The 21,365-nt window shown below is 46.4% G+C and carries 16 protein-coding genes; 10 read left to right on the top strand and 6 right to left on the bottom strand.

Translation table 11 applies throughout. The annotated features are described in order from the left end of the window. Positions 1-128 precede the first annotated feature (128 nt). A complete protein-coding gene (locus QT998_RS22400) occupies positions 129-266 on the bottom strand; it encodes a hypothetical protein (protein WP_333092698.1) in 138 nt (45 codons plus the stop codon). 158 nt (positions 267-424) lie between these two features. Between QT998_RS22400 and QT998_RS22405 the strand changes: the two genes are divergently transcribed. The 4 genes from QT998_RS22405 (at position 425) to QT998_RS22420 (ending at position 7,236) form a co-directional block, all read left to right on the top strand. Further along, entirely contained in the window at positions 425-2,293 is a 1,869-nt protein-coding gene (locus tag QT998_RS22405; protein WP_333117899.1) for an efflux RND transporter periplasmic adaptor subunit, read from the top strand. A gap of 332 nt (positions 2,294-2,625) precedes the next feature. Next, a complete protein-coding gene (locus QT998_RS22410; RefSeq protein ID WP_333117900.1) occupies positions 2,626-3,843 on the top strand; it encodes an ABC transporter permease in 1,218 nt (405 codons plus the stop codon). Between the two features lie 107 nt (positions 3,844-3,950). Beyond that, positions 3,951-5,171 carry an ABC transporter permease gene (locus QT998_RS22415; RefSeq protein WP_333117902.1) on the top strand — a complete coding sequence of 407 codons (1,221 nt, stop codon included), beginning with the start codon at positions 3,951-3,953 and terminating at the stop codon, positions 5,169-5,171. 337 nt (positions 5,172-5,508) lie between these two features. After that, complete coding sequence (locus tag QT998_RS22420) at positions 5,509-7,236, top strand: chemotaxis protein CheB (protein ID WP_333117904.1); 1,728 nt, start codon at positions 5,509-5,511, stop codon at positions 7,234-7,236. A 171-nt stretch (positions 7,237-7,407) separates the two neighbouring features. Here QT998_RS22420 and QT998_RS22425 read toward each other — a convergent pair whose 3' ends face one another. After that, positions 7,408-10,455 (bottom strand): glycerol-3-phosphate acyltransferase, encoded by a 3,048-nt coding sequence (locus QT998_RS22425; protein WP_333117906.1) that lies wholly within the window; start codon positions 10,453-10,455, stop codon positions 7,408-7,410. A gap of 135 nt (positions 10,456-10,590) precedes the next feature. On the opposite strand from QT998_RS22425, the gene psb35 reads away from it, so the two are divergent. After that, positions 10,591-10,785, top strand: a complete 195-nt coding sequence (gene psb35 / locus QT998_RS22430; RefSeq protein WP_333092692.1) for a photosystem II assembly protein Psb35 — start codon at positions 10,591-10,593, stop codon at positions 10,783-10,785. A 471-nt stretch (positions 10,786-11,256) separates the two neighbouring features. On the opposite strand, the gene QT998_RS22435 is transcribed toward psb35, so the two are convergent. After that, positions 11,257-11,997, bottom strand: a complete 741-nt coding sequence (locus tag QT998_RS22435) for an LmeA family phospholipid-binding protein (protein WP_333092691.1) — start codon at positions 11,995-11,997, stop codon at positions 11,257-11,259. 347 nt (positions 11,998-12,344) lie between these two features. Between QT998_RS22435 and QT998_RS22440 the strand changes: the two genes are divergently transcribed. From QT998_RS22440 to QT998_RS22460, 5 genes are all read left to right on the top strand, one after another. Further along, a complete protein-coding gene (locus QT998_RS22440; protein ID WP_333117907.1) occupies positions 12,345-13,757 on the top strand; it encodes an HD domain-containing phosphohydrolase in 1,413 nt (470 codons plus the stop codon). Between the two features lie 221 nt (positions 13,758-13,978). Then, entirely contained in the window at positions 13,979-14,572 is a 594-nt protein-coding gene (locus QT998_RS22445; RefSeq protein WP_194070490.1) for a pentapeptide repeat-containing protein, read from the top strand. 127 nt (positions 14,573-14,699) lie between these two features. After that, positions 14,700-15,455 carry an LmeA family phospholipid-binding protein gene (locus QT998_RS22450; protein ID WP_194070489.1) on the top strand — a complete coding sequence of 252 codons (756 nt, stop codon included), beginning with the start codon at positions 14,700-14,702 and terminating at the stop codon, positions 15,453-15,455. Positions 15,456-15,926: 471 nt separating this feature from the next. Further along, on the top strand, positions 15,927-16,217 hold the full coding sequence (locus QT998_RS22455) for a DUF1816 domain-containing protein (RefSeq protein ID WP_333092689.1): 291 nt from the start codon (positions 15,927-15,929) through the stop codon (positions 16,215-16,217). A gap of 264 nt (positions 16,218-16,481) precedes the next feature. Continuing rightward, on the top strand, positions 16,482-16,754 hold the full coding sequence (locus QT998_RS22460; RefSeq protein WP_333092688.1) for a DUF1816 domain-containing protein: 273 nt from the start codon (positions 16,482-16,484) through the stop codon (positions 16,752-16,754). Positions 16,755-16,919: 165 nt separating this feature from the next. Here QT998_RS22460 and QT998_RS22465 read toward each other — a convergent pair whose 3' ends face one another. From QT998_RS22465 to QT998_RS22475, 3 genes are all read right to left on the bottom strand, one after another. Further along, positions 16,920-17,930: a DnaJ C-terminal domain-containing protein gene (locus tag QT998_RS22465; RefSeq protein WP_333092687.1), complete on the bottom strand. Its 1,011-nt coding sequence runs from the start codon at positions 17,928-17,930 to the stop codon at positions 16,920-16,922. A 140-nt stretch (positions 17,931-18,070) separates the two neighbouring features. Next, positions 18,071-18,355, bottom strand: coding sequence for a hypothetical protein (locus QT998_RS22470; protein ID WP_333092686.1), 285 nt, complete (start codon positions 18,353-18,355; stop codon positions 18,071-18,073). A gap of 1,172 nt (positions 18,356-19,527) precedes the next feature. Next, complete coding sequence (locus QT998_RS22475) at positions 19,528-20,817, bottom strand: glucose-1-phosphate adenylyltransferase (RefSeq protein WP_333092685.1); 1,290 nt, start codon at positions 20,815-20,817, stop codon at positions 19,528-19,530. Positions 20,818-21,365 lie beyond the last annotated feature (548 nt).

Here is a 21,365-nt window from a genome sequence, read left to right on the forward strand (position 1 = left end):
ATTTTTAAGGGATTTGCAAAATATTTTAACTTGTGGCGGGTACGGGGCAGATATATATTCAGGATTTAAGCTTTGCGATCGCGAAACCGGGTTTATGAGAAGAGTCTTCATATTGTGCCGTCACGAGCTTAACACTGCCCGATCGCCCTGGGATTGCTGTGGCGCAACCAAGCGCTCGATCGCACCTCGAAGAAAGCCTTCCCATAGACTGAGTTTGGCGCGAGGGAAGTTTGGGGCCACATCTTGAGACTGAAAAAGCTTAACATTTTTTAATAAGCTGCAATAATTAGCTATAATTGTTTACAGGTGCTGGTTGGGGAACTTTTTTTAAATCACCCGATCGGATGAGTCTGAAAGACGATGCCGAGCATCAGAAAAAATTTTACCTTAAAGGTAATCCTGAGATTAAATTAGGTGAGTCGGTATGATCGTTAGCCCCAAAAAGGAAACTGCTCAGGTCAAGGTGGAAGATACTCAGATTGCAGACACCAAGGCCGCAGAGACTAAAATTGCAGATAATAAAACCGCCCAAAAGCAGTCTCCGAAAAAACAGGCCCCGAAGATGCGGGGGTGGGCGATCGGTTTGGTTGCAGCCGGGTTGCTAGCTGTACCGACTACCTTATATATAGCAAAAATTCGATCGCAGCCGAAAGTAGATGCGATCGCCACAATGACAGTGCCGGTGGAAGCCCAAAACCTCACGGTGCGGATCACATCGAGCGGCACGGTGCAGCCCGTACAGCGCGTGAATCTCAGCCCCAAAGGCTCCGGGCGGATCGCAGAATTATTTGTCGAACAGGGCGATAAAGTCGAAGCAGGACAAATCGTGGCGCGGATGGAAAGCCGCGATGTAGAAGCTCAACTGGCTCAAGCTAAAGCCCGCGAAGCCAGCGTGCAAGCCAAACTAGCCAAAATCGAAGCCGGGAATCGATCGGAAGACATCGCCAGCGCCCGAGCGCGCTTAGATCAAGCCGAGGCGACTCTGGCTCAACTCCAAGCCGGCAGCCGCGTCGAAGAAGTAAACCAAGGGCGAGCTCGTTTAGCCCAAGCTCAAGCTAATTTGCAGCAACTGCGAGCAGGTAGCCGCATCGAAGAAGTAGGCCAAGGGCGAGCTCGTTTAGCCCAAGCTCAAGCTCGCTTAGCAGATGCTCAAACCGGCAGTGTTAAACAAGAAATTGCCCAAGCACAAACGCAAATTGAATCGAGTAAAGCCCAAGCCGAACTAACAGCTAAGCGGGTGGAACGTAACCGCCCGTTAGTGCAAGAAGGCGCTCTTGCTAAAGATAAACTGGATGAATTAATCAAAGAAGATCGCACTGCTCAAGCTAAATTAACAGAATCCCAAAAACGCCTGCAACAACTGCAAGAAAGTCGGCAGTCGCAAATTAAGCAACTGCAAGCTGCTGTCGATGTCGAGCAGCAAGCATTAAAACAGTTGCAAAACGGTACGCGATCGGAAGGAATTGCCAAAGGCGAAGCAGAAGTTGCCGAAGCAAAAAGCAAATTAACGCAACTAGAAAACGGCAACCGTCCAGAAGAAATCGCTAAAGCCGAAGCAGGAGTTGCTGAAGCAAAAAGCCAATTGGCCGCCCAAGAAAACGGTGCTCGCCCCGAAGAAATAGCTGCCGCTAAAGCTGATTTAGCCGAAGCTCAGGCTCAAGTCCGTTTTCAAGAAGTGCAGTTAGAAGATACGAAAGTTCGCGCTCCTTTTGCGGGAATTATTACCCAAAGATACGCCATTCAAGGAGCTTTTGTAACTCCGGCAACTTCGGCATCGGAAGCTACTTCGGCTACTTCGACATCGATTGTCGCTTTGGCTAGAGATGTGGAGGTTTTGGCGAAAGTCCCGGAAGCAGATATTAGTCAAATTAAACCTGGTCAAATAGTTGAAATAGTGGCTGATGCTTATCCCGATAAAGTGTTTAAAGGCCGCGTTAAGTTAATTGCGCCGGAAGCTGTTAAGGAACGGGATGTGACGCTGTTTCAAGTGCGAGTTGCGATCGACTCTGGCAAGGATTTCTTGCAGTCGGGTATGAATGTAGATTTGAGATTTGTCGGTCAAAAGCTGAGCAATGCTTTAGTTGTGCCGACGGTGGCTATTGTGACTAATAAAGGTCAAACTGGTGTGCTAGTTCCCGATGAGAAGCAGCAGCCGAAGTTTATGCCTGTGACGGTTGGATCGACTATTGGTAACAAGATTCAGATTTTGGAGGGTGCCAAGGCGGGGGATCGGGTGTTTACTGAACTTCCTGCTGGTAAAAAGTTGGAGGATATTATCAAGAATCAGAAGTAGTCATTAGTCATTAGTCATTAGTCATTAGTTTGTAGGGTGTGCACTGCGCACCGGTTGACTTTGTAGCCCACCGAAGCGTTTTCATTTTGAACCTAAGCTCATTCCAGGCAATTTTCCTTGCTTTAATTATGACTAATCCGAACGTGAAATAGCGGTTTAATGCTTCTTATGTGCTTCAGATTTAACACATTGACTTTCTTTGATATTGTGCACCCAAGATGATTAGGTCGTCAGTCCTGATTTCCTGAAATTTAGTCAGCCGGTGCTTATTGCTTATCCGATCAACTTAACCGGTGCGCAGTGCGCACCCTACAAACTACTAAAATCGAATTATGGATATTGTTGAAAGTGTCAAAATGGCTGTCACAACTTTGACGGCAAACAAACTCCGCAGCAGCTTGACGATGTTAGGAATTATTATTGGTAATGCCTCTGTAATTTCGATGATTGGTATCGGCGAAGGAGCTCAGACGTTTATTGCGGGACAAGTTAACTCTCTGGGTTCAAACTTGCTATTTATCATTCCCGGAAGTCCTGAAGCCCAAAGTCGTCCGGTGATTCCGCCTCAGACTTTGGTGTTGGAAGATGCAGAGGCGATCGCATCTCAAGTTCCTTCTGTCCAAGAAGTTTCACCAACTCTAAATGATAGTCAACTCGTTACTTACCGCAATAAAAACGTCTCATCTTCCATTGTCGGAACCAACCCAGAATTTCTGACAGTCAGAAGCTTTGATGTTGCCAAAGGTAGATTTTTAAGCAAATTAGATTTAGAAAGACAAGAAAATGTAGTTGCTTTAGGTTCAGAAGCTGCCGAACAATTGTTTGGCAATACACAGCCGATAGGTCAATATATTCGCATCAAAAATTCGACTTTTCAAGTGATTGGTGTCATGCAGTCAAAGGGTTCGAGTTTTGGCGACAATCAAGATATGAATGTTTATTTGCCGCTGACAACGATGGCAAACCGCATTGTCGGCCGCTCGTCTCCCTACGGGACAAAGGTAACATTTATTTCGGTTTCAATCAAGGATGAGAGTTTGATGCGGGCGGCACAGTTTCAAATAGAAAATCTGCTCAGATTGCGCCACAATATTACGAAAGAAGATGATTTTACTGTCCGAAATCAGAAGGATTTAATGAATACTTTGGGCAGTATAACTGGTGCTTTGACTCTGATGCTGGCTTTTGTGGCGGCGATTTCGTTGTTTGTGGGCGGCATTGGAATTATGAATATTATGCTGGTTTCTGTGACGGAACGTACTAAGGAAATTGGACTGCGAAAGGCGATCGGGGCTTCTCCCCAAGATATTCTCATTCAGTTTATGATCGAGGCTGTGATTTTGTCGGCGGCTGGTGGTGCGATCGGCACTGGTTTCGGTATCGGCGGTGTTTTTTTAGTGTCGGCTTTCACTCCTCTGCAAGCTAGTGTGTCTCCAGTGGCGATCGCACTTGCAGTCGGCGTTTCTGGCAGCATCGGCTTATTTTTCGGCATCGTACCAGCAAAACAAGCTGCTAAATTAGACCCGATTGTGGCATTGAGAAGCGCTTAGTCAGTTGACAGTTGACAGTTGACAGTTGACAGTTGTCAGTTTTCAGTTGACAGTTTTCATTGGAAGAAATTCCCAATTCCCAATTACCAATTCCCAATTCCCAATTTATGAATTTTATTGAAAGTGTTAAAATGGCTGGCCAAACACTGCTAGCAAACAAAACTCGCAGCAGTTTAACGATGATTGGGATGATTGTCGGAAACGCTTCGGTAATTGCGATGATTGGTATTGGACAGGGAGCACAAAAATTTGTCAGCGGACAAGTTCAAGCCCTGGGTACAAATGTATTGATCGTGAGGCCAGGAGTGCCAAATGCTAGGCGAAGTTCGATCGCAAGTGCGCCTCAAACATTGATAGTAGAAGATGGTAAGGCGATCGCATCTCAAGTCCCCTCCGTTCAAGGTGTCTCCGCAGAGCTCAACAGTTCTGAACTCGTTCGTTACGGTAACAAAAATGTTTCGTCTCTAATTTTTGGCACGCTTCCCGAATTTCTAGAAGTCAGAAGCTTTGAAATGGCTAAAGGGCGATTTTTGACGGAACTCGATGTTAAGCAAAACAATCAAGTTGTGGTTCTCGGTTCAGAATTGGCCGAGAAACTGTTTGGCAATGCTAACCCCCTCGGCGAACAAGTGCGAATCCAAAATGTCAGTCTAAAAATAATTGGAGTATTCGCGCCCAAAGGCACATCTTTTGGTACGAATTATGATAACTCGGCTGTTGTGCCGATCGCCACAATGGCAAACCGCATTGTCGGGCGGAAATCTCCCTACGGTTTAGCTGTCACTTCGCTGTTTATTTCTATTCAAGATGAGTCGAAAATGGATGCGGCTCAATTTCAGGTAGAAAACTTGCTGAGACTGCGGCACAAGATTAGCACAGAAGATGACTTTACGGTCAGAAATCAGAAAGATTTAATGGCGACAATGGACTCGATTTCCGGGGCCCTGACACTGATGTTAACTGCTGTTGCTAGTATTTCGCTGTTGGTGGGGGGAATTGGGATTATGAATATTATGCTGGTGTCCGTCAGCGAAAGGACGCAAGAAATTGGGCTCAGAAAGGCGATCGGGGCTTCGCAACAAGATATCCTGTTTCAATTTATCGTCGAAGCTATAATTTTATCCGCTGCCGGAGGGATAGTAGGTACTTGCGTCGGTGTCGGCGGTATCTTGCTTGTAGGTAATTTCACGCCCCTGCAAGCTGGCATTTCACCCGTGGCGATCGCCCTTGCTGTCAGCGTGTCCGGCACAGTGGGCCTCTTCTTCGGCGTTGTCCCCGCGCGTCAAGCCTCCAAACTCGACCCGATCGCAGCATTAAGAAGTGCTTAACTAATAATCACACATATAATATACTTAAGTAAATACCGAGATCAGTAAATACCTAATGTTACAGTTTGATTCTAACCGCGATATATATATCTTTAAATATTAATAAAACCCGTGGGATTGTACATAGTGAGCAAAATTCATGTATGAGAAATTACAAATAAATCCGGAAACTTTATAAAAATGAGTGAAATATTAAAGATTCAATAAAGTTGTAGTCCGGGTATTTACGTAGTAAGCGGAAAGTCTAATAATATAAATGAGAAGCAAACAGACATGAGCACTTATCAATGCTATGATTCTTTGCTATTATTTAATCAAAAATATCCCATAAATAACAATGGCTTCTATTACGAGTAGTCCTAAATTCGACTTTCTCGAAGGAACTTCAGCAGCAGACACAATTAGCGGCTTGGATGGCAACGACATAATTTATGCCAAGGGCGGAGATGACTTTCTTGAAGGCGGTGCAGGTAAAGACAAAATCTGCGGCGATCGAGGCAACGATACGATTTCCGGCGGTGCAGACGATGACATTCTCTGGGGAGGCAAAGGCAGCGACCTAATTTTGGGCGACTCCGGCAACGATATCATTTACGGCGGCGCGGGTAGCGATACCGTGACCGGTGGCCCCGGCGATGATATATTTGCTATTGCTAAAGACAACGGCGGCCGCACTTTAGCCACGGCCGACTACATCACAGACTTCGGCAGTGGCAGCGACAAAATTCGATTGCTAGACGGCCTCACATTTGAAGACTTAGACATCAAGCAAGGCACGGACGCTAACAGCAACAGCACCGTAATTCAAGACAAACTCACGGGCGAATATTTAGCAGTATTGCCAGGAGTCAACAGCAGCACGATCAACCGCGACAACTTCACAACTCAACTATCGGGAAACCCCATCCTCGATTGGAACGGAGTCATGCTGAATGCAGTGCGGACAGGCAACACCGCGCCTCCCCAAGCCTCCCGAAACATGGCAATGGTTCAGGCAGCCGTTTACGACTCTGTTAACTCCATCAGCAAAAAATACAGCCCTTACCGGATCAGCATCGATGCACCAGCAGGCACATCACCAGAAGCAGCCACAGCAGCCGCTGCCCTCCGCGTCTTAGTCAGCCTCTACCCAGCCCAAGCAGCCACATTCAACGAAGCATACGCATCGTCTTTAGCCAAAATTCCTGACGGTAAATCTAAAGAAGACGGCATCGCCCTCGGACAAAAAGTTGCCGACCAAATTATCACTTTGCGGAGTACAGACGGCACAAAGACAGAAGTGCCGTACACCCCCTCAACCGAGCCCGGTCTCTGGACGCCGACTCCCCCCGCTTTTGCTGTAGGCCTGGCGCCGCAGTGGCCCGGCGTTACTCCCTTTGTTATGACTAGCGGTTCTCAGTTTCGCACAGAGGGCCCCCCCGCCCTTGACAGCGCCAAGTACGCAGAGGAAGTTAACTTCGTCAAAGAAATCGGCAAAAGTGACAGTCTCACGCGCACCCCAGATCAAACTGCCATCGCCAACTTCTGGGCCAACGGTGCAGGCACGTTTACGCCTCCGGGCCACTGGAACCAAATCGCCGAAGATGCAGCCGCCCTGGCGGGTAACTCTCTGGAAGATAACGCCCGGTTGTTCGCCCTGCTAAATTTTGCCCTCGCCGATGCTGCTGTTGTCTCTTGGGATACCAAGTACAAGTACAATTTGTGGCGACCGGTGACAGCTATCCGCGAAGCTGACAGAGACAACAACCCCAACACGACAGCCGACCCCCTGTGGACTCCGCTGCTAACAACTCCGCCGTTCCCCGAGTACACGTCGGGCCACAGTACCTTTAGCGGTGCGGCAGAGCCTGTTCTGAATGCTGCATTCGGTTCGGATTACGGCTTTGCGGACAAGGGAGATAAATCTGTCAACAGTTTGCGAACTTTTGAAAACTTTGCCGAAGCTGCTGACGAATCGGGGATGAGCCGCCTTTACGGAGGCATCCATTTCATGACTGCTAACGTAGATGGTTTGAGTTCTGGTAGAAATCTGGGGAACTATGTTGTGCAGAATTTCTTACTTTAGGAAAGAGGCAATTTGAGAGCGGTTTGTAGGGCGGATATCTTGCACCATTGTGAATAAACGGCTTTTTTATCTGTCGGGGCGCATTTACTAGATTATGGTGGTTAGGTAATTATTGTTGGCAAAACCTGCCCGTACCGCAGGCATGAGTTTTTACATTATTTTTCGTTTCGTTTATTCGAGCAATTCCACAGTGCCGAGATATCCGTCTACCCGCACTTTTTGACCGTCTCGCAGGCGAGTTGTAGCTTCTGGAATATTCATAACGGCGGGAATTTTGTACTCGCGCGCGATAATTGCTCCGTGAGACAATTGGCCGCCAACTTCAGATATAATTGCTGTTGCTCCTAACAGCAGGGGTGCCCAACCTGCATCGGTGTAGGGTACGACAACGATCGCACTTTCGCCTAATTCTGTGGTGACACTCCGGCAAATCTTGACAAAACCTTCGACGCAGCCGATACTTGCGGGGATTCCCTGCACGATAGCGGTTGTTGATGTTGCGAGGTCGATCGCCCTTTTGGAAGAATTTGGCAGTAAATTGCCGTAGACTACAGCAGGAATCGGGCGATCGCGATCGGCTAACAGGCGATCGCGCCTTTGGCTAATTTTATATTGAAAACAAACATTTGCAGCGCTACGAATCCACTGCTGAATCTCCCCAAATTCCAGATAAAAAATATCCCCCGGTTCCTCAAATACCTGCATTTCCAATCCGCAAGCTTCAATCTCCAAAAAAGTCCAGCGTAGGTGAGCCAACAAACGAGCGTAAACTTCGCTAATTTGGCTTTTAACTATAGCTCGATCCTGACATTTATTTAAGCGCCATTTTTGAGCAAAAGTCAAGCTTAATTTACCCGTTGCTGCCAAATTAGCAACAGCAGGTTTTTGAGCCAGAGTTAACAGCAACTTTCGGTAAATTTCCGGCTGTTCTCGCCAAGTAGGAACAGCGATATCCGTTCCCACCTCGCTCAAATATCCGTAAGTATTAAGCCACTGCTCAAAGTTTGCTTGTAAAACCGAATTTTCAGCAAAAAATTGTGCTAACTGTGCGGTTGAAACAGTTTCGCCCAATTGCAAAATAGCAGTTGTTCGCAATTTTTCAGCCAACTGTTGCAAAGCTCGCACCGAAGCGATTTCAGGAGCAGTATCATTGACAAGCCATTCATCGTCAACCTGAAAAATTGATTTGCGAATTGCCAGCCCGATCGGCCCTAAGATATTGTAATAAGTAATCGGTTTCAGCCACTCCTGAATTTGCTCAGCTCTGGCCAACAACTCCGACAAATACTGATAATTGGGCATTGGGCATTGGGCATTGGGCATTGGGCATTTGGAATCGGGAATTGGGAATTGGGCATTGTTACTATTATCAACTGCCAACTGCCTACTATCAAATGACTTCTCCAGACTTTGCAGTGCGGGGATAAAAATAGAAGTACGATCGCCCTCAAAATCTGCATTTAGCGCCCTCTCCCGCTGCACCAAACGCCACAAACCGGGCAAAGAAGGCAAAATCTTCCCCAAAGGCGGTTTACCCATCTTCTGCCCTCTCAGCAAAAATTCCAAACCCTGCTCCGGCAATCCCATCATCCGAAAAATTTCGCCCAACAAAGTCGCGTTAAAATAGGCGTGGGAACCCAGCAAAGTTGCTGTTTCATTAAAATTTAGATTAGCAGCGCGATCGCCCAAAACCACCTGAAAAATCTCTCCCCAAACTCCACAAGTCAGCGGCCGATTAATCGACCAAGTTAGCGGGCGAATTGCACCGGGAATCACTTCTGCCGCAATAGTCCGCGTCCAAAACGGCTGCAAATTGGTAATCGGGCGGCTTTGCAAAATCCAAACTTTTTCTCCGTCCCAACTCCACTCAATATCCTGCGGTATGCCGTGAAAAAAAGCTTCGACGGCTTGCGCTTGTTTGACTAATTCTGCTATAATTTCTTTATCAATAATTGAACTAAATTCTAGGGCGCTTAAATTTAGTTCTAAAGTTTCAACTTGGCTAAAATCAACTTCCAAATGAACCGGAGTAACTTGCCCGCCGACAACAGATGCAGCACCTGCCGGCAAAGCTTCAATAATGATTTGGGAACCGCCATCTAAAGGATTGCGGCTGAACATAACTCCGGCAATTTGGCTTTCAATATAAGGCTGAATCAATACAGCCATTTGAGTATCTGGCAGTTGTCGCTGGCGGCGGTAAGCCACAGCTTCGGAAGTCCAATAAGACTGGCGGCAGCAATTAATGCCGTCGAGCAATTCTGCTTCTGTCAAAACAGGCCCGATGGTTTGATATTGTCCGGCGGCGGAACTCAAATCGCCATCTTCTCCCGCAGCAGAAGAGCGCACAATTATGCGGTTAGGGATTTTCGATTTGAGGTTTTGAATGACCGAATTACTGATTGAGGGGCGATCGACATTTTCATCATTCCTTCTTCCTTCTTTCCTCTTCATACTACCTCCTGCCTGCTGCCTCCTGCCTGCTGCCTCCTGCTTCCTGCCTTCTTCCTGCGATGGTAAAACAAAACCAACAGGAACATTAAAACCAGCGCGTTTTAGCTGAGACAACTTAGCAGCTTTATCGCCGCAGATTGCAGCATCCAGCGAGTCATCTAGAGAAAACAATTGTTCCGATTTAGATAAAGCCATATCATCACCCTGACGGATATTAATCGCTGCTAACAACAAAGCCAATCCGGCTGCTGCTAAAAATTCGGGCATTGATTGCCGCCACACCCAAACCCAGAGAGGAGTGCAAAGACAGCCGCAGCGGGAAGCAAACAGTCTCGCCCGATCGCCCTTACCCCACCACTGCCCTGCCAAACCCCACACCAGCAGCCCCCAGATGCCCGACGACACAGCCACCGGCGGCGAAAATACCAAAAGACCCCAAACGGCATTAGTGACACCTCCACCTCCGGCGATCGCGTACCGGGCAGCGACTAGAGGAATCAACAGGGCGATCGCAATTTCCGGCGCATCCGGGAAGCAAAATCTGCCCGCCAAAACCGGCAAAATACCACGCCCAACTTCCGCCAACACCGCAGCAATCCCCGCCAACTTCCCGCCGTGAATGAAAGCAGCCGAAACACCAACATTCCCCGTGCCCAACCGCCTCAAATCACCGCCGCCCAACAGTCGTACCGCCCAGCTAGTAAGCGGCAAAGCACCGAGGGCAAAACTGGCAGCTAACACCAATGCCATTGTCAACAGCGCCATAAACCAGCCCTCAAATTCCCATGTCTAAGTATTATGGCTGCAATGCACTCACTTTTTCAGCCTTCAGATATATTGCGCGATCGCCCAAAGCACATAAAATGATAAAGAAGTAAAGTAAATAAGGATTTTAACCTAATGGTAGAAAGCAACCTAATTATTCCCATCTCAGTTCTTGGTGTTGGATTTGTGGCTGCGGTTAGTATCGGCTCCATTGCGTGGTACAACTCCAAGCGTCCCCCCGGCTGGGAATCCAAAGAACGGCCTGATTTTGTTCCGAAAGTTGATAAAGATGATTTAATTGCGGATGCTTCTGGGACAAAAGGTAAGTAAAATCTAATTTTTTGAGAATAGGAAAAGATTTCCAAGGACTTGTGCATAAATGAAAAAACTTTGTGATTGCCAGCCGCAGCGCCGCAGTTTCAAGGGTTGAACTTTCCATTTTTTGCACGAGTTCTACCCTCAAGTAGCAGGCTGCGTCAGTTTCAATAATGGCTCGATTTGAACAAGTTTTATCTTTTTTGCGATCGACCAAAAAACGGATACCGCGCCATGTAATCGTGTAGCGAAAATATCTAATTTTTATACTTTTGTTCAAGCTCCCAAATTTAGCTGTAAAGTAAATCTTAAAAATTCCCATTTAAAACTGGTTGTGAATCAACTCGAAAAATATACAATCGACGCACCGCAACCGAAAATAACATTGAGTTGCACTCAACGCAGACAAGATTAAATTATCTGCGTTTATCCGCTTTAAAACTGCGGTTAACAGGTCGAATATTTATGCAACTCAAGTCTAAGCTGCTAACTAGGAAATTGTTCCACTTTCGCTTCAGCTTGCAAAGTCAGCACGCCAGCTTCCACATTTAACTGCTGAATTCGCAGCGACATTCCCTCAAGTTCAAAGTTTCGCAAATTTAAAATTTCACCAGCTTTGTCCGCCAAAGCTGCGGTTAACTCCGGCGAAAATTCCTTGTTTTCGGGATACTCAATATCCTCAAGAGAAATTGCCCAGCCGCCCGCCGCTATCTGAGGTTTGGCGGTAAAATAAATCTTTTGAGTAGACTCAGTTTCCCGCACCGATACCTCAGCATTTAAAGCAATTTTTCCGGTTGACAGCAACTGACCATCCACAGTTTTAACGTCTACAGTCAGCGATTTTCCGTCAACAGTAACTTCTAAATTTTTTAGTTTGCGGCTGATGTATTCGGAATTAAAAGCGCGGTTGATATCGCTTTCTGTTAAAACTGCGCGCGCCGTACCGAAAGCGGGCCCGTTTAGTTCAATCTTACCAAACATAGCGCTCAGGGGATTGACAGCAATATCCTGGACGTTAATTTCCAATTCTTGGACGCGCAAATCTTGCTGCATTACCAATCCTTTACCCTCAACGGCAACTTGTTCGACTTCTCCCTGGGCTAGCTGGCCGGGATCGGTGTTGACTGTGACAGACAAACTTTCCGATTCGTCTAATTTGCTAGCAATAGCAATCTCTGCCACTTTGTCGATCGCCTGTTCCCCTAAATTCCGATTTTGTTGAAGCACGCTAGAAATTCCTAATATTGATTAAAAAATAGTAGTTAATACTTAAGTCAGTTAGCGTCTTCCTGTCGGCAGGTTTTTGGGTGCAAAAAAACTCCGCCACAGACAGATGGTTTTCCCAAAATTGCCGAAACTAATTCATCGCTATTAAAATAAGTTTTTTTGTAGGTTCAGAAAAAGTGGCAGGCGCGCGACAGACATACATTGAAAGCGAACTATGCAGCGTCAAATAGCGGTTTTTATGCGTAGGGGAGTGGCAAACGATCAAAAATAGGAATTTTTGGCCAAAAGTATTTTCGAGAAGCTCGATCGCCCGCTACAATAAATAAGAGCCGGCACCGCCTTTTGCAATGAATCCAGAATCAACTCTCGCCAGACTACAAGCTACACTTCCCGACGGAAAACTGCCTTCTAGCTACGGGGTTTACTTCAAAAACACCCTAGTAGCCCTGTGTCACGCCCTAGAAGACCACATCTTGCAAACCAGCAGCGGGGACGAAGTCGAACTCAAACCCCTAGTTTTGGTGACGTTTCAGCAGGGAAAATGGTATTTGCAGGAAGCCGATCGCTACCTGGATATTGCTAACGCCTCTCGGCGCGTTGTCATCGGTGCAGTAGCCGACAGCGGTTTCGCTACCCACAAAACCGGGCAATTAGAAAATGTATCTTTAATAAATCTCGATGAAAACGACCCCATCATCGAAGAATGGAATTTAATCATCCTCGCTCCAACATACAAAGCAATGGTGCTTTGCCGCGAACTTTCCAGCGAAGAATATTTGCCAGAGGGCAAGCCAGAAGTTGATACAGAGCGAAAATTCTACGGTTTGTGGTCCTTTGATCAGTCCTTAGTGTCAGCCTCCGCAGAAATTTTTATAGAACAGACGCGACATTACAACTCCCCCCTGGCCGACAGTTTGCAGGAAATTTACCGATCGATTCTTGCCACAAAAGGCCCGCCCTTGGCAGATATTAGCGGCGTAGTATCGCGGATCGTCACTTACCTGCAAAGTTCTCAGCAACAAATGGTAGCAATTAACCGCCAAACCCGCGATTTGTGGGAATTGGAAGGTCAAGCTTTGCGCGTCAGCCGCAATTTGAACGCTAACAAACTGCAAGCTTTTCTGCGGATGGCGCAGCGGGTGGACGAACGCGATACTTCAAATCCCACAGCTTCTTTGCAGGTGGCGGCTTTGTCGGAAACTTTGGGTCAACTGCTGGATTTGCCAGCTTTGCAGTTGCGGAGGCTGCGGCTGGCCGGATTGCTGTTTAGAATTGGCTTAGTTTCGGCACCAAATGAGGTGTTCGATCGCACTCCCGATACTTTTGACCAATCAACTTTCTCATTTTGGCGCGATCGCAGTTTCATCGGTTCCCAACTGCTGCAAGCAATGCCGGAACTAGCACCTGTAGCAGAAATTGTCAAGCACAAACTCGAATATTGGGACGGCAGCGGCAGGCCAGAGGGTTTGCGAGGCGAAGAGATACCCATTGCTGCGCGGATTTTGGGGTTGGTCGCTTATTTTCAAGAATTGACTCAACCACGGGGCGATCGTCCGGCTTTGAGTTTGAGCGAAGCTTTGGAAGAGTGCCGGCAACTGTGCGGCCTTCGCTTCGATCCGGCTTTGGTGGAAACTCTCAGCAACGTCGTCAGGTTAGCCGAAATGGGTTTGATGCAGTTGCCGAATCGCCCCAGTCAACTGCCGAATGTATGGTTGGAAGATTTGGGCGATCGAACCACCGCAGCCGCTCCGGCGTTATAAAATGAGTGCGGCAATTAGTTTTTAGTTAGTAGTTATTGGTTATTTGTTATTGGTTATTGGTTATTGGTTATTTGTTATTGGTTATTTGTTATTGGTAACAACAGACAACTGCCAACTGCCAACTGCCAACTGACAACTGCCAACTGCCAACTGCCAACTGCCAACTGCTTTCCTGACAACTGACAACTAACAACTGACTACTGACTACTGACCAAAAACTAATGACTAACGACCTCGAAGCTATACGCAAAGGCAAAGTTTATATGTTGGCCGGCAGAGATTTAGCCGGCACAGACTTAGGAGGGGCCGCTCTCGCCGGTGCCGACTTGTCTCAAGCCAACTTAGCAGGAGCTAATCTCGCCGGTGCTAATTTGCAGCGGGCGGTATTGCGAGCAAACCTCCGCGGCGCTGACTTGAGCGGCGCAGATTTGCGGGGCGCAGATTTTCGGAATGCCGATTTGCGCGGAGCTTCCTTTGCTAATGCTTTAGTGCGCGAGGCAAGTTTTGGGGGTGCTTTTTTGACAGGCGCTGCGATCGGCAATTTGGATTTGAGCGGTGTCGATTTGCGTGGTGCCGATTTGCGCGGCGCAGCTTTGGTTCGGGCAATTTTGCAATCTGCCGATTTGAGCCATGCTAATTTGTCCGGTGCTGATTTGTCCGGCGCTGATTTGGAAGAAGCCATCTTGAATGGAGCCGTACTCCGCGGGGCTAACCTGACGGGGGCTAATTTGCTCTGTGCTGCGATCGAACAAACCATATGGGATGGAGCTTTGCTCGATCGCGCCTGTCTCCAAGGCACCCCGCTGAGTCCTTAAATTTCAAATATATTCCTTTCTAGGCAGATCAAAAACAAGATCAACTTATAAAGTGAATAAGCACAAGCTATTTTAACATTTCTTAATGGGAGGTTATAATAGCGACATTAGATCAGCAAACGCATAAATGGTAGCAGCTTTGTTTAGCGGTACATCCTTTCAAGGTCAAAGTGGCGATCGCCTTGTCAGCAAAGTAGCAGGAGCTGCGATCGCGGCCTTATTCAAAAGTTCGGAAAAGGCCGAAGCCAACATCCGAGTCGAACCAGTAGCCAAACTATTGCAGGGAAGCATCGATGGTTTCGACTTCATTGGCAAAGGTATGTTGATGTACAACGGCCTTCGCATAGAAGTGATGGAACTCTACCTGCAAGCACTCTCCATTGATTTTGGGGCGATTTTTGCAGGAAGCGTGAAATTGCGGCAGCCTACCCAGGCAAATATGCGAATAGTCTTAAGTCGATCGGATTTAACCACCTCATTCAACACACCTTTTGTAGTTGAAAAACTCCAGAAGCTGAAATATCAAGAGCAATCTCTGCACTTTCAAAACACAGAAGTCAGCTTCGGAACAGACAAATCAATTAGGCTGCAGTCCGAAATTGCGATCGGCAATTCCAGCGAACCAGTCAACATAGATATTACAGCTCAATTGCAAGTAGAAGACCGACGCAAAATCCAATTTGTCAGCGTTACATACGGAGGCGACCAGCAAGCAGTAGACTTGGGTCAAGCTATAATTGCCCACGTAAATAACTTGCTAGATTTAGACAAATTTGCCTTAGAAGGCACTCAATTACGAGTAGACCGCTGCCGAGTTCAAAACGACGAGCTAGTTTTTTACGGTTGGGCTGGCATCGAACAGTTCCCCAAAGGCAAGCGTTAAACCTCAGCCTCCTGATGGGGGCCGACAAATCAGATTTGTTGGAATAATTTTATAGCTTAACAAAACAACCCGCCGCGGCGGGTTTTGCTATTTTAGCCACAGTTTTTCAAGCTGTGGCGGTGCTAGCGTAAAGTCACTCTACATTTAGGCATATTTCCCGAACCCATCTGTCGCCCATCTAAATTGCCAGCTACTCAATACTTAAACTCTCGTGACAATTTATAGCGCGCGATCGAGCTTAAAATTAAATACAAAATAGCTTATTCCCTAGGATTTTATATCTCACCTCAAAATCAGCACTTAGATCGAGGCGATCGCACAAATTTCCTTGGTAAATTTATAACAATAATTGCGCGCAGGACAACAGAAACCCCGTTTCTTGAGAGATACTCTGCAACCTCTAACGTATCCTAAAAACCCGGTTCATAAGCATAAGCCCAATAGAAAATAAATAACCCCAAAAGAGGAAAAATGCTCGGATTTTATTTATTTTGTATCTACATCGTAGTCTTGTCCGTGCTTGCTGCGCCCAACTCCCGCAGACCCGAAAAATGGTGGGTAGAAATCGTCACAGATTTGCCTCGCTGTACCTATTATTTTGGCCCCTTCGACACCGACAAAGAAGCCTCCAGTCATACTCCGGGCTATCTCGAAGATTTGGAAAGCGAAGGAGCCAAAAGAATAAGCATCCGCATCAAACGGTGTCAGCCTTCAGCTCTCACCATTGACGAAGATGAATTTTCAGAGAGTATCGCAGCTTAAAAATTTTGAATGTTGAGTTAACTGAAACCTCAACAATAATATAAACATCATCTTCTCCTAGTCCGCTGGGAGTAGAATTTGTACGTGTTGCAACGACTTACATCGCCGAAACCTCAAACTATTCTCCACCAAAATGCAGATATTAACCAGCATTTACCCTCAACAATTAGCATAGCTAAATCAGCATATAGGACGATCCGATCACTCTATTTGTCCTGGTAGCTTAAGAACATTACAAACTACTTGACTTCAGGGATAGCTACTATGTTCGGACTTTATTTATTAGGTATGTACGTTGCTGCTTTCTGGATACTAACTCAACCGATGGGCGGTAGAAGTCGCCAGTGGTGGGTGGAAGTTGACACAGATTTGCCCAAGCGCACCTATTATTTTGGCCCCTACGAAAGCAAAGATGAAGCTTCTCACAACACCAACGGCTACATCAAAGATTTGGAGAAAAAAGGAGCTAAAAACATTAGCATTAAAATCCAAGAAGGTAGCCAACCCAGTCAGCTAACAGCTAGCGATGAGTCTTGAGAAAGTGGAACGATCGAGTACGAATAGATCGAGCTTGCATCCGATGCAGAGCGGGTTCACCAATATCGATAACTTCAGATCCGCGATATTTGCAAACCCGCCTCAACCCCACAGATGACTCGCTTTCCTTCTTGGCGTTGTCTGGTACGCGCAATGCAGGTTGTTTCAAAGTAGCGCTTGGCTTAAATTGCTTCGGGGATTAAAAGTGCGATTGGCCTGGATTTTTTCATAGCATTCGCGCTCTAGGGCGCTGAGTTCCTTGGGCGGGACGATCGCAATTTTGACCAACAAATCAGTGCGTTCATCCTTCTTCGGTTTCGGCCATCCTTTACCTCGCAACCGCAAAGACTGACCAGAACGCATCCCGGCTGGAAATTTTACCACTATCGTACCTTCAGGCGCAGGCACTTCAATCGAAGCTCCCAACACCGCTTCATCGGGAGTTATCGGCACTTCGCAAATTAAATTCTCTCCCTCAAACTGGAAAAAAGCGTGAGGCAAAACTTCTAATTTGAGGTACAAATCTCCCTGCTGCTTCGTGTACGGGTCAACTTGACCTTTGCCTTTCACCCTAATTTTGCTGCCGGTTTTCACACCCGCAGGAATCGAAACTTCGCCCGTGGCGACTCGCTTAGAAGTGCCGCGAAACGCTTCCCCCAAAGTTAGGGAAATCGTCACCTCGGTATCGAGAGAGCTTCCTGCGCTGCGGTTTTCGTACCCCGCAAAATCTTCAAATCCCCCAAAACCGCCCGGCCCGCCGGTGCCGCCTCGGTAGGTGCTGTAATTCCACTGACCGTTGCGACCAGCACCAGCACTGCCACCAGCGCGGCCGAGCAAGGCATTGATAAATTCGTCAAAACTGCCGTACTGGCTGAAGTCAACGCCGCCAAAGTCTACATTTGTACTGTTTCCGCCTGGCCATCCGCCGCCAGTTGTAGCCGCTTGTTTCCAGTATTGACCGTATTGGTCGTATTTTTTGCGTTTTTCTGGGTCTGAGAGCACTTCGTAAGCTTCGTTTACTTCTTTAAAACGAGCTTCGGCTTCTTTGTTCCCGGGGTTCATGTCCGGGTGATATTTTCGCGCTAGTTTGCGAAAAGTTTTTTTCATTTCGTCTGAAGTGGCGGTTTTGTTGAGTCCCAAAATAGCGTAATAGTCTTTAAAATCTGTTGCAGCCATTAAGCAATCCTCTCTTTATTAGTTGTTAGTTGTTAGTTGTTAGTTGTTAGAAAAAATAAATCCCTAATTAGCAAGATGGCAAGTTAGTTTGATGCTTAGGGTAAAAACTGCCTGCTGCATCTGATTTAAATTATAGGTTATCAAAGGTTGGGACTCGATCGAGTTCGGTTGTTGCTTACGGGACATCGCAATTTCCGCACCAGGCTGATATTTAAGGTTTTTAGCCGTTGTGCGCCTCTGTTGATTTTGGTGTAGCTCGTGCGCCCGATCGTCCCGCCACCCTTTAGGCGAGCCTGGGATAGCTGCTGCGGGCTAGTTGGTGCGAGTTCTGTATGAGGGTATATCGGCGCGGGCGATCGCTCTTTTTGCTGTTTTTTGCGGTGCGCGGTGCGATCGCACTTTTGTGTCTCTAGCTTTTCCAGCAATCCCAATCCTAATAGGTTCTTATCGGGAAGTTTCGGAGAATTTGCAGCGTAAATTGTGACTGTACTTTACCTTAAAGCGGGCCGTAATTCAATAACCTTGCGATACATTTTTTTCTGACCGTAACGATGCTATACTATAGCAGTTTGAGCGAAATATGAATGTTGAGCGATCGAGTCCTCAATCCCCAATAAAAAATTACTCAATCCCTCAATCGCTTAATCTAAAATCCATAGATTCCCCAATCCCCCAATCCCTCAATCCCCAATTCCTCAATCTAAAATCTAAAACTTGTGAGCCAGCGAAGCCGAAGTATCTAAAATTTAAAATCCCTCAATTCCTCAATTCCCCAATCGAAAATCGAAAATCAAAAATTATTCAATCTAAAATCTAAAACTTGTACGCTCGCGACTTGTCCGCTGGCGTAGCCGAAGCAAGCCGAAGTATCTAAAATCGACTGACTTATCACCTTTTTGAGAAACGCTATATCTTATTTTGACACTTTCTTCATTGACTTAAATCACAAAAATATAAGATAATCTCTTCCTCATTTGTTAACTAGAGTACACACTTTCAAAAAAATTAAGATAGGATAGTATATATCAATAAGCTTTTGACGCTACCAGGGTATTTACATGATTAATTATTTGCTAAGTTGGCCTTGTGGCTGCTGCGACGATTGGAAAGATCGTTCGGAGATTTGTGTGTTGCTCAGAAACGGGCAGCGCGTTTGTCAGTCGTGCTACGATCGCAAATATAAGAATCAGAAGCCATCCGCCAGACGCAGGCGATCGAATATATCAGTCTCACAACGCCCTGTATAACAGTTCGAGTTCTCATAGGAAATATCGATTCCTCAATCTCTTAATCCCTCCATCCCAATCTAAAATCGACTGATTTTTCACTTTTTTGAGAAAGGCTGTAACATAGACAGTACCATATTAAAACCCGGTGCTTTAAATCAAGCCAAGTATTGCGACAAACTGGTATCAGCAGTTGCAATTAATAATGAGTTTAAAAAAAATCCCTTGAGTCATCAGTTATCAGTTATCAGTCATCGGTCATTGGTAATCGGTCACTAATTTAGTTATTTATCATCAGTCACCTGACTTTCAGGTGGCTGATTTTAAATCAAAAAATTGATCGCTGACCACTAATGACTAATGACTAATAACTAAATGATAGTTCCATCAGGAATCGTGGCGTTTTTCAGGACTACGACAATGCCGCTGCGGATGTAAAAACCTTGGTTTTCGCGGTTCGATTCTTCCACTCGGTCTTTATTAATTATTTGAACATTGCGGCCGATGCGGGTATTTTTATCCACAATCGCGCGGCGAATTGTAGTATCCGCACCGATACCGAGGGCGACACCGCCATTGTCCAAACTCGAATGCCGTTCGGCGTCCGGTTCGTAGAAGTCAGCACCCATAACCAGGGTATCTTGAATCGTACATCCAGCTTCAATGCGCGATCGAACTCCCAGCACAGAATGGTCGATCCGGCAATTTTTGAGAATGCAGCCTTCAGCAATAATCGATTCAGTGATGTGAGTATCTAAAAGCTTAGTCGGCGGCAAGAAACGCGGGCGAGTGTAAATCGGCGCATTTTCATCGTAGAAACTGAAAGGAGGCTTAGGCTGTTTAGTCAGAGCCAAGTTAGCATCATAAAAAGCCTCAATCGTTCCGATATCTTCCCAGTAATCGTCAAACAAATAAGCTTGAACGTTATGGTCTTTTGAAGAATTCGGAATAATCTCTTTACCAAAATCAGTTTGGTTTGGAGATTCTTTCAGAAGTTTAATCAAAACTTCTTTTTTAAAGAGATAAATCCCCATCGAAGCAATGTAAGGACTTTCCTGAGCCTGCTGCGCTGTCAGTCCCAGTTTAGTAGTATCCACCTGCATTTGTTTGAGCGGATCGCCTTTTGGTTTTTCGCTGAAAGAAACAACGCGGCCGCTTTCGTCGATTTTCATCAAACCAAAATCCGACGCCCGCTTCTCGTCCATCGGTAAAACCGAGAGGGTGATATCGGCGTTGGTTTCGCGGTGTCTCTCCACAAACTTCTGGTAGTCCATGCGGTAGAGGTGGTCGCCTGAGAGAATCAAGAATTCGTCAACGTCCCACTGTTCTAGCAGCGAGAGATATTGGCGAACTGCGTCTGCTGTCCCTTGGAACCAGTTGGCATTTTCCTGGGTTTGCTGGGCGGCGAGCACCTCGACAAATCCCTCGCTGAAGCCAGAAAACTGGTAGGTACGAGAGATGTGGCGGTTGAGGGATGCCGAGTTGAATTGGGTGAGAACGTAGATTTTGAGTATTTCGGAATTGATGCAATTGCTGACAGGAATATCGATGAGGCGATATTTGCCGGCCAGGGGAACTGCGGGTTTGGCTCGCAGTTTGGTTAGGGGGTAAAGGCGGGTGCCTACACCGCCACCGAGGATGATGGCTAAAACTTTTTTCAAGGAACTTTCTCCCTAGGGTCGATTAACTCTCCAAGTTCAGTGTCTAATGGTGAGGGCTTCTTGACAAGGGGGGGGAGTAAGGAAGTTTTGAGTTTTGAGTTCAGTCGCTGGTGCTGAAACGGGGATTTTTAATCAAAATATTTTGTTCCTACGCTCGATAAGACAGTTCAGGACGCAGGCTAGGCAAAAATACCAGGTTTCTAGATCGAGCCTCTCTTAGATTAGCAACGATTTTCCAAGAAACCGATTTTTTTACGTAGGTTCTATAGGAGTGAAAAAAACGAGGTTTATGAGAGTTGGAGTGTTGACGGGACTATAGTTGTAGCCTTTTTCAAAAAGGTGAGAAGTTGAGATTTTAGATACTTCGGCTTGCTTCGGCTACGCCAGCGGACAAGTCGCGAGCTTATAAGTTTTAGATTGGGGGATTGAGAGATTGAGGGCTTGAGGGAGCGATACCTCATCTGTTGCTCGAATTGCTATATGAGTGTTGAGTTGTGAGTTAAAATACTCATCCATCAATCATGGATAGTTAAAAAAAATTTGAGGTT

It is taken from the genome of Microcoleus sp. S1D4, assembly GCF_036700765.1.
Lineage (GTDB): Bacteria > Cyanobacteriota > Cyanobacteriia > Cyanobacteriales > Microcoleaceae > Microcoleus.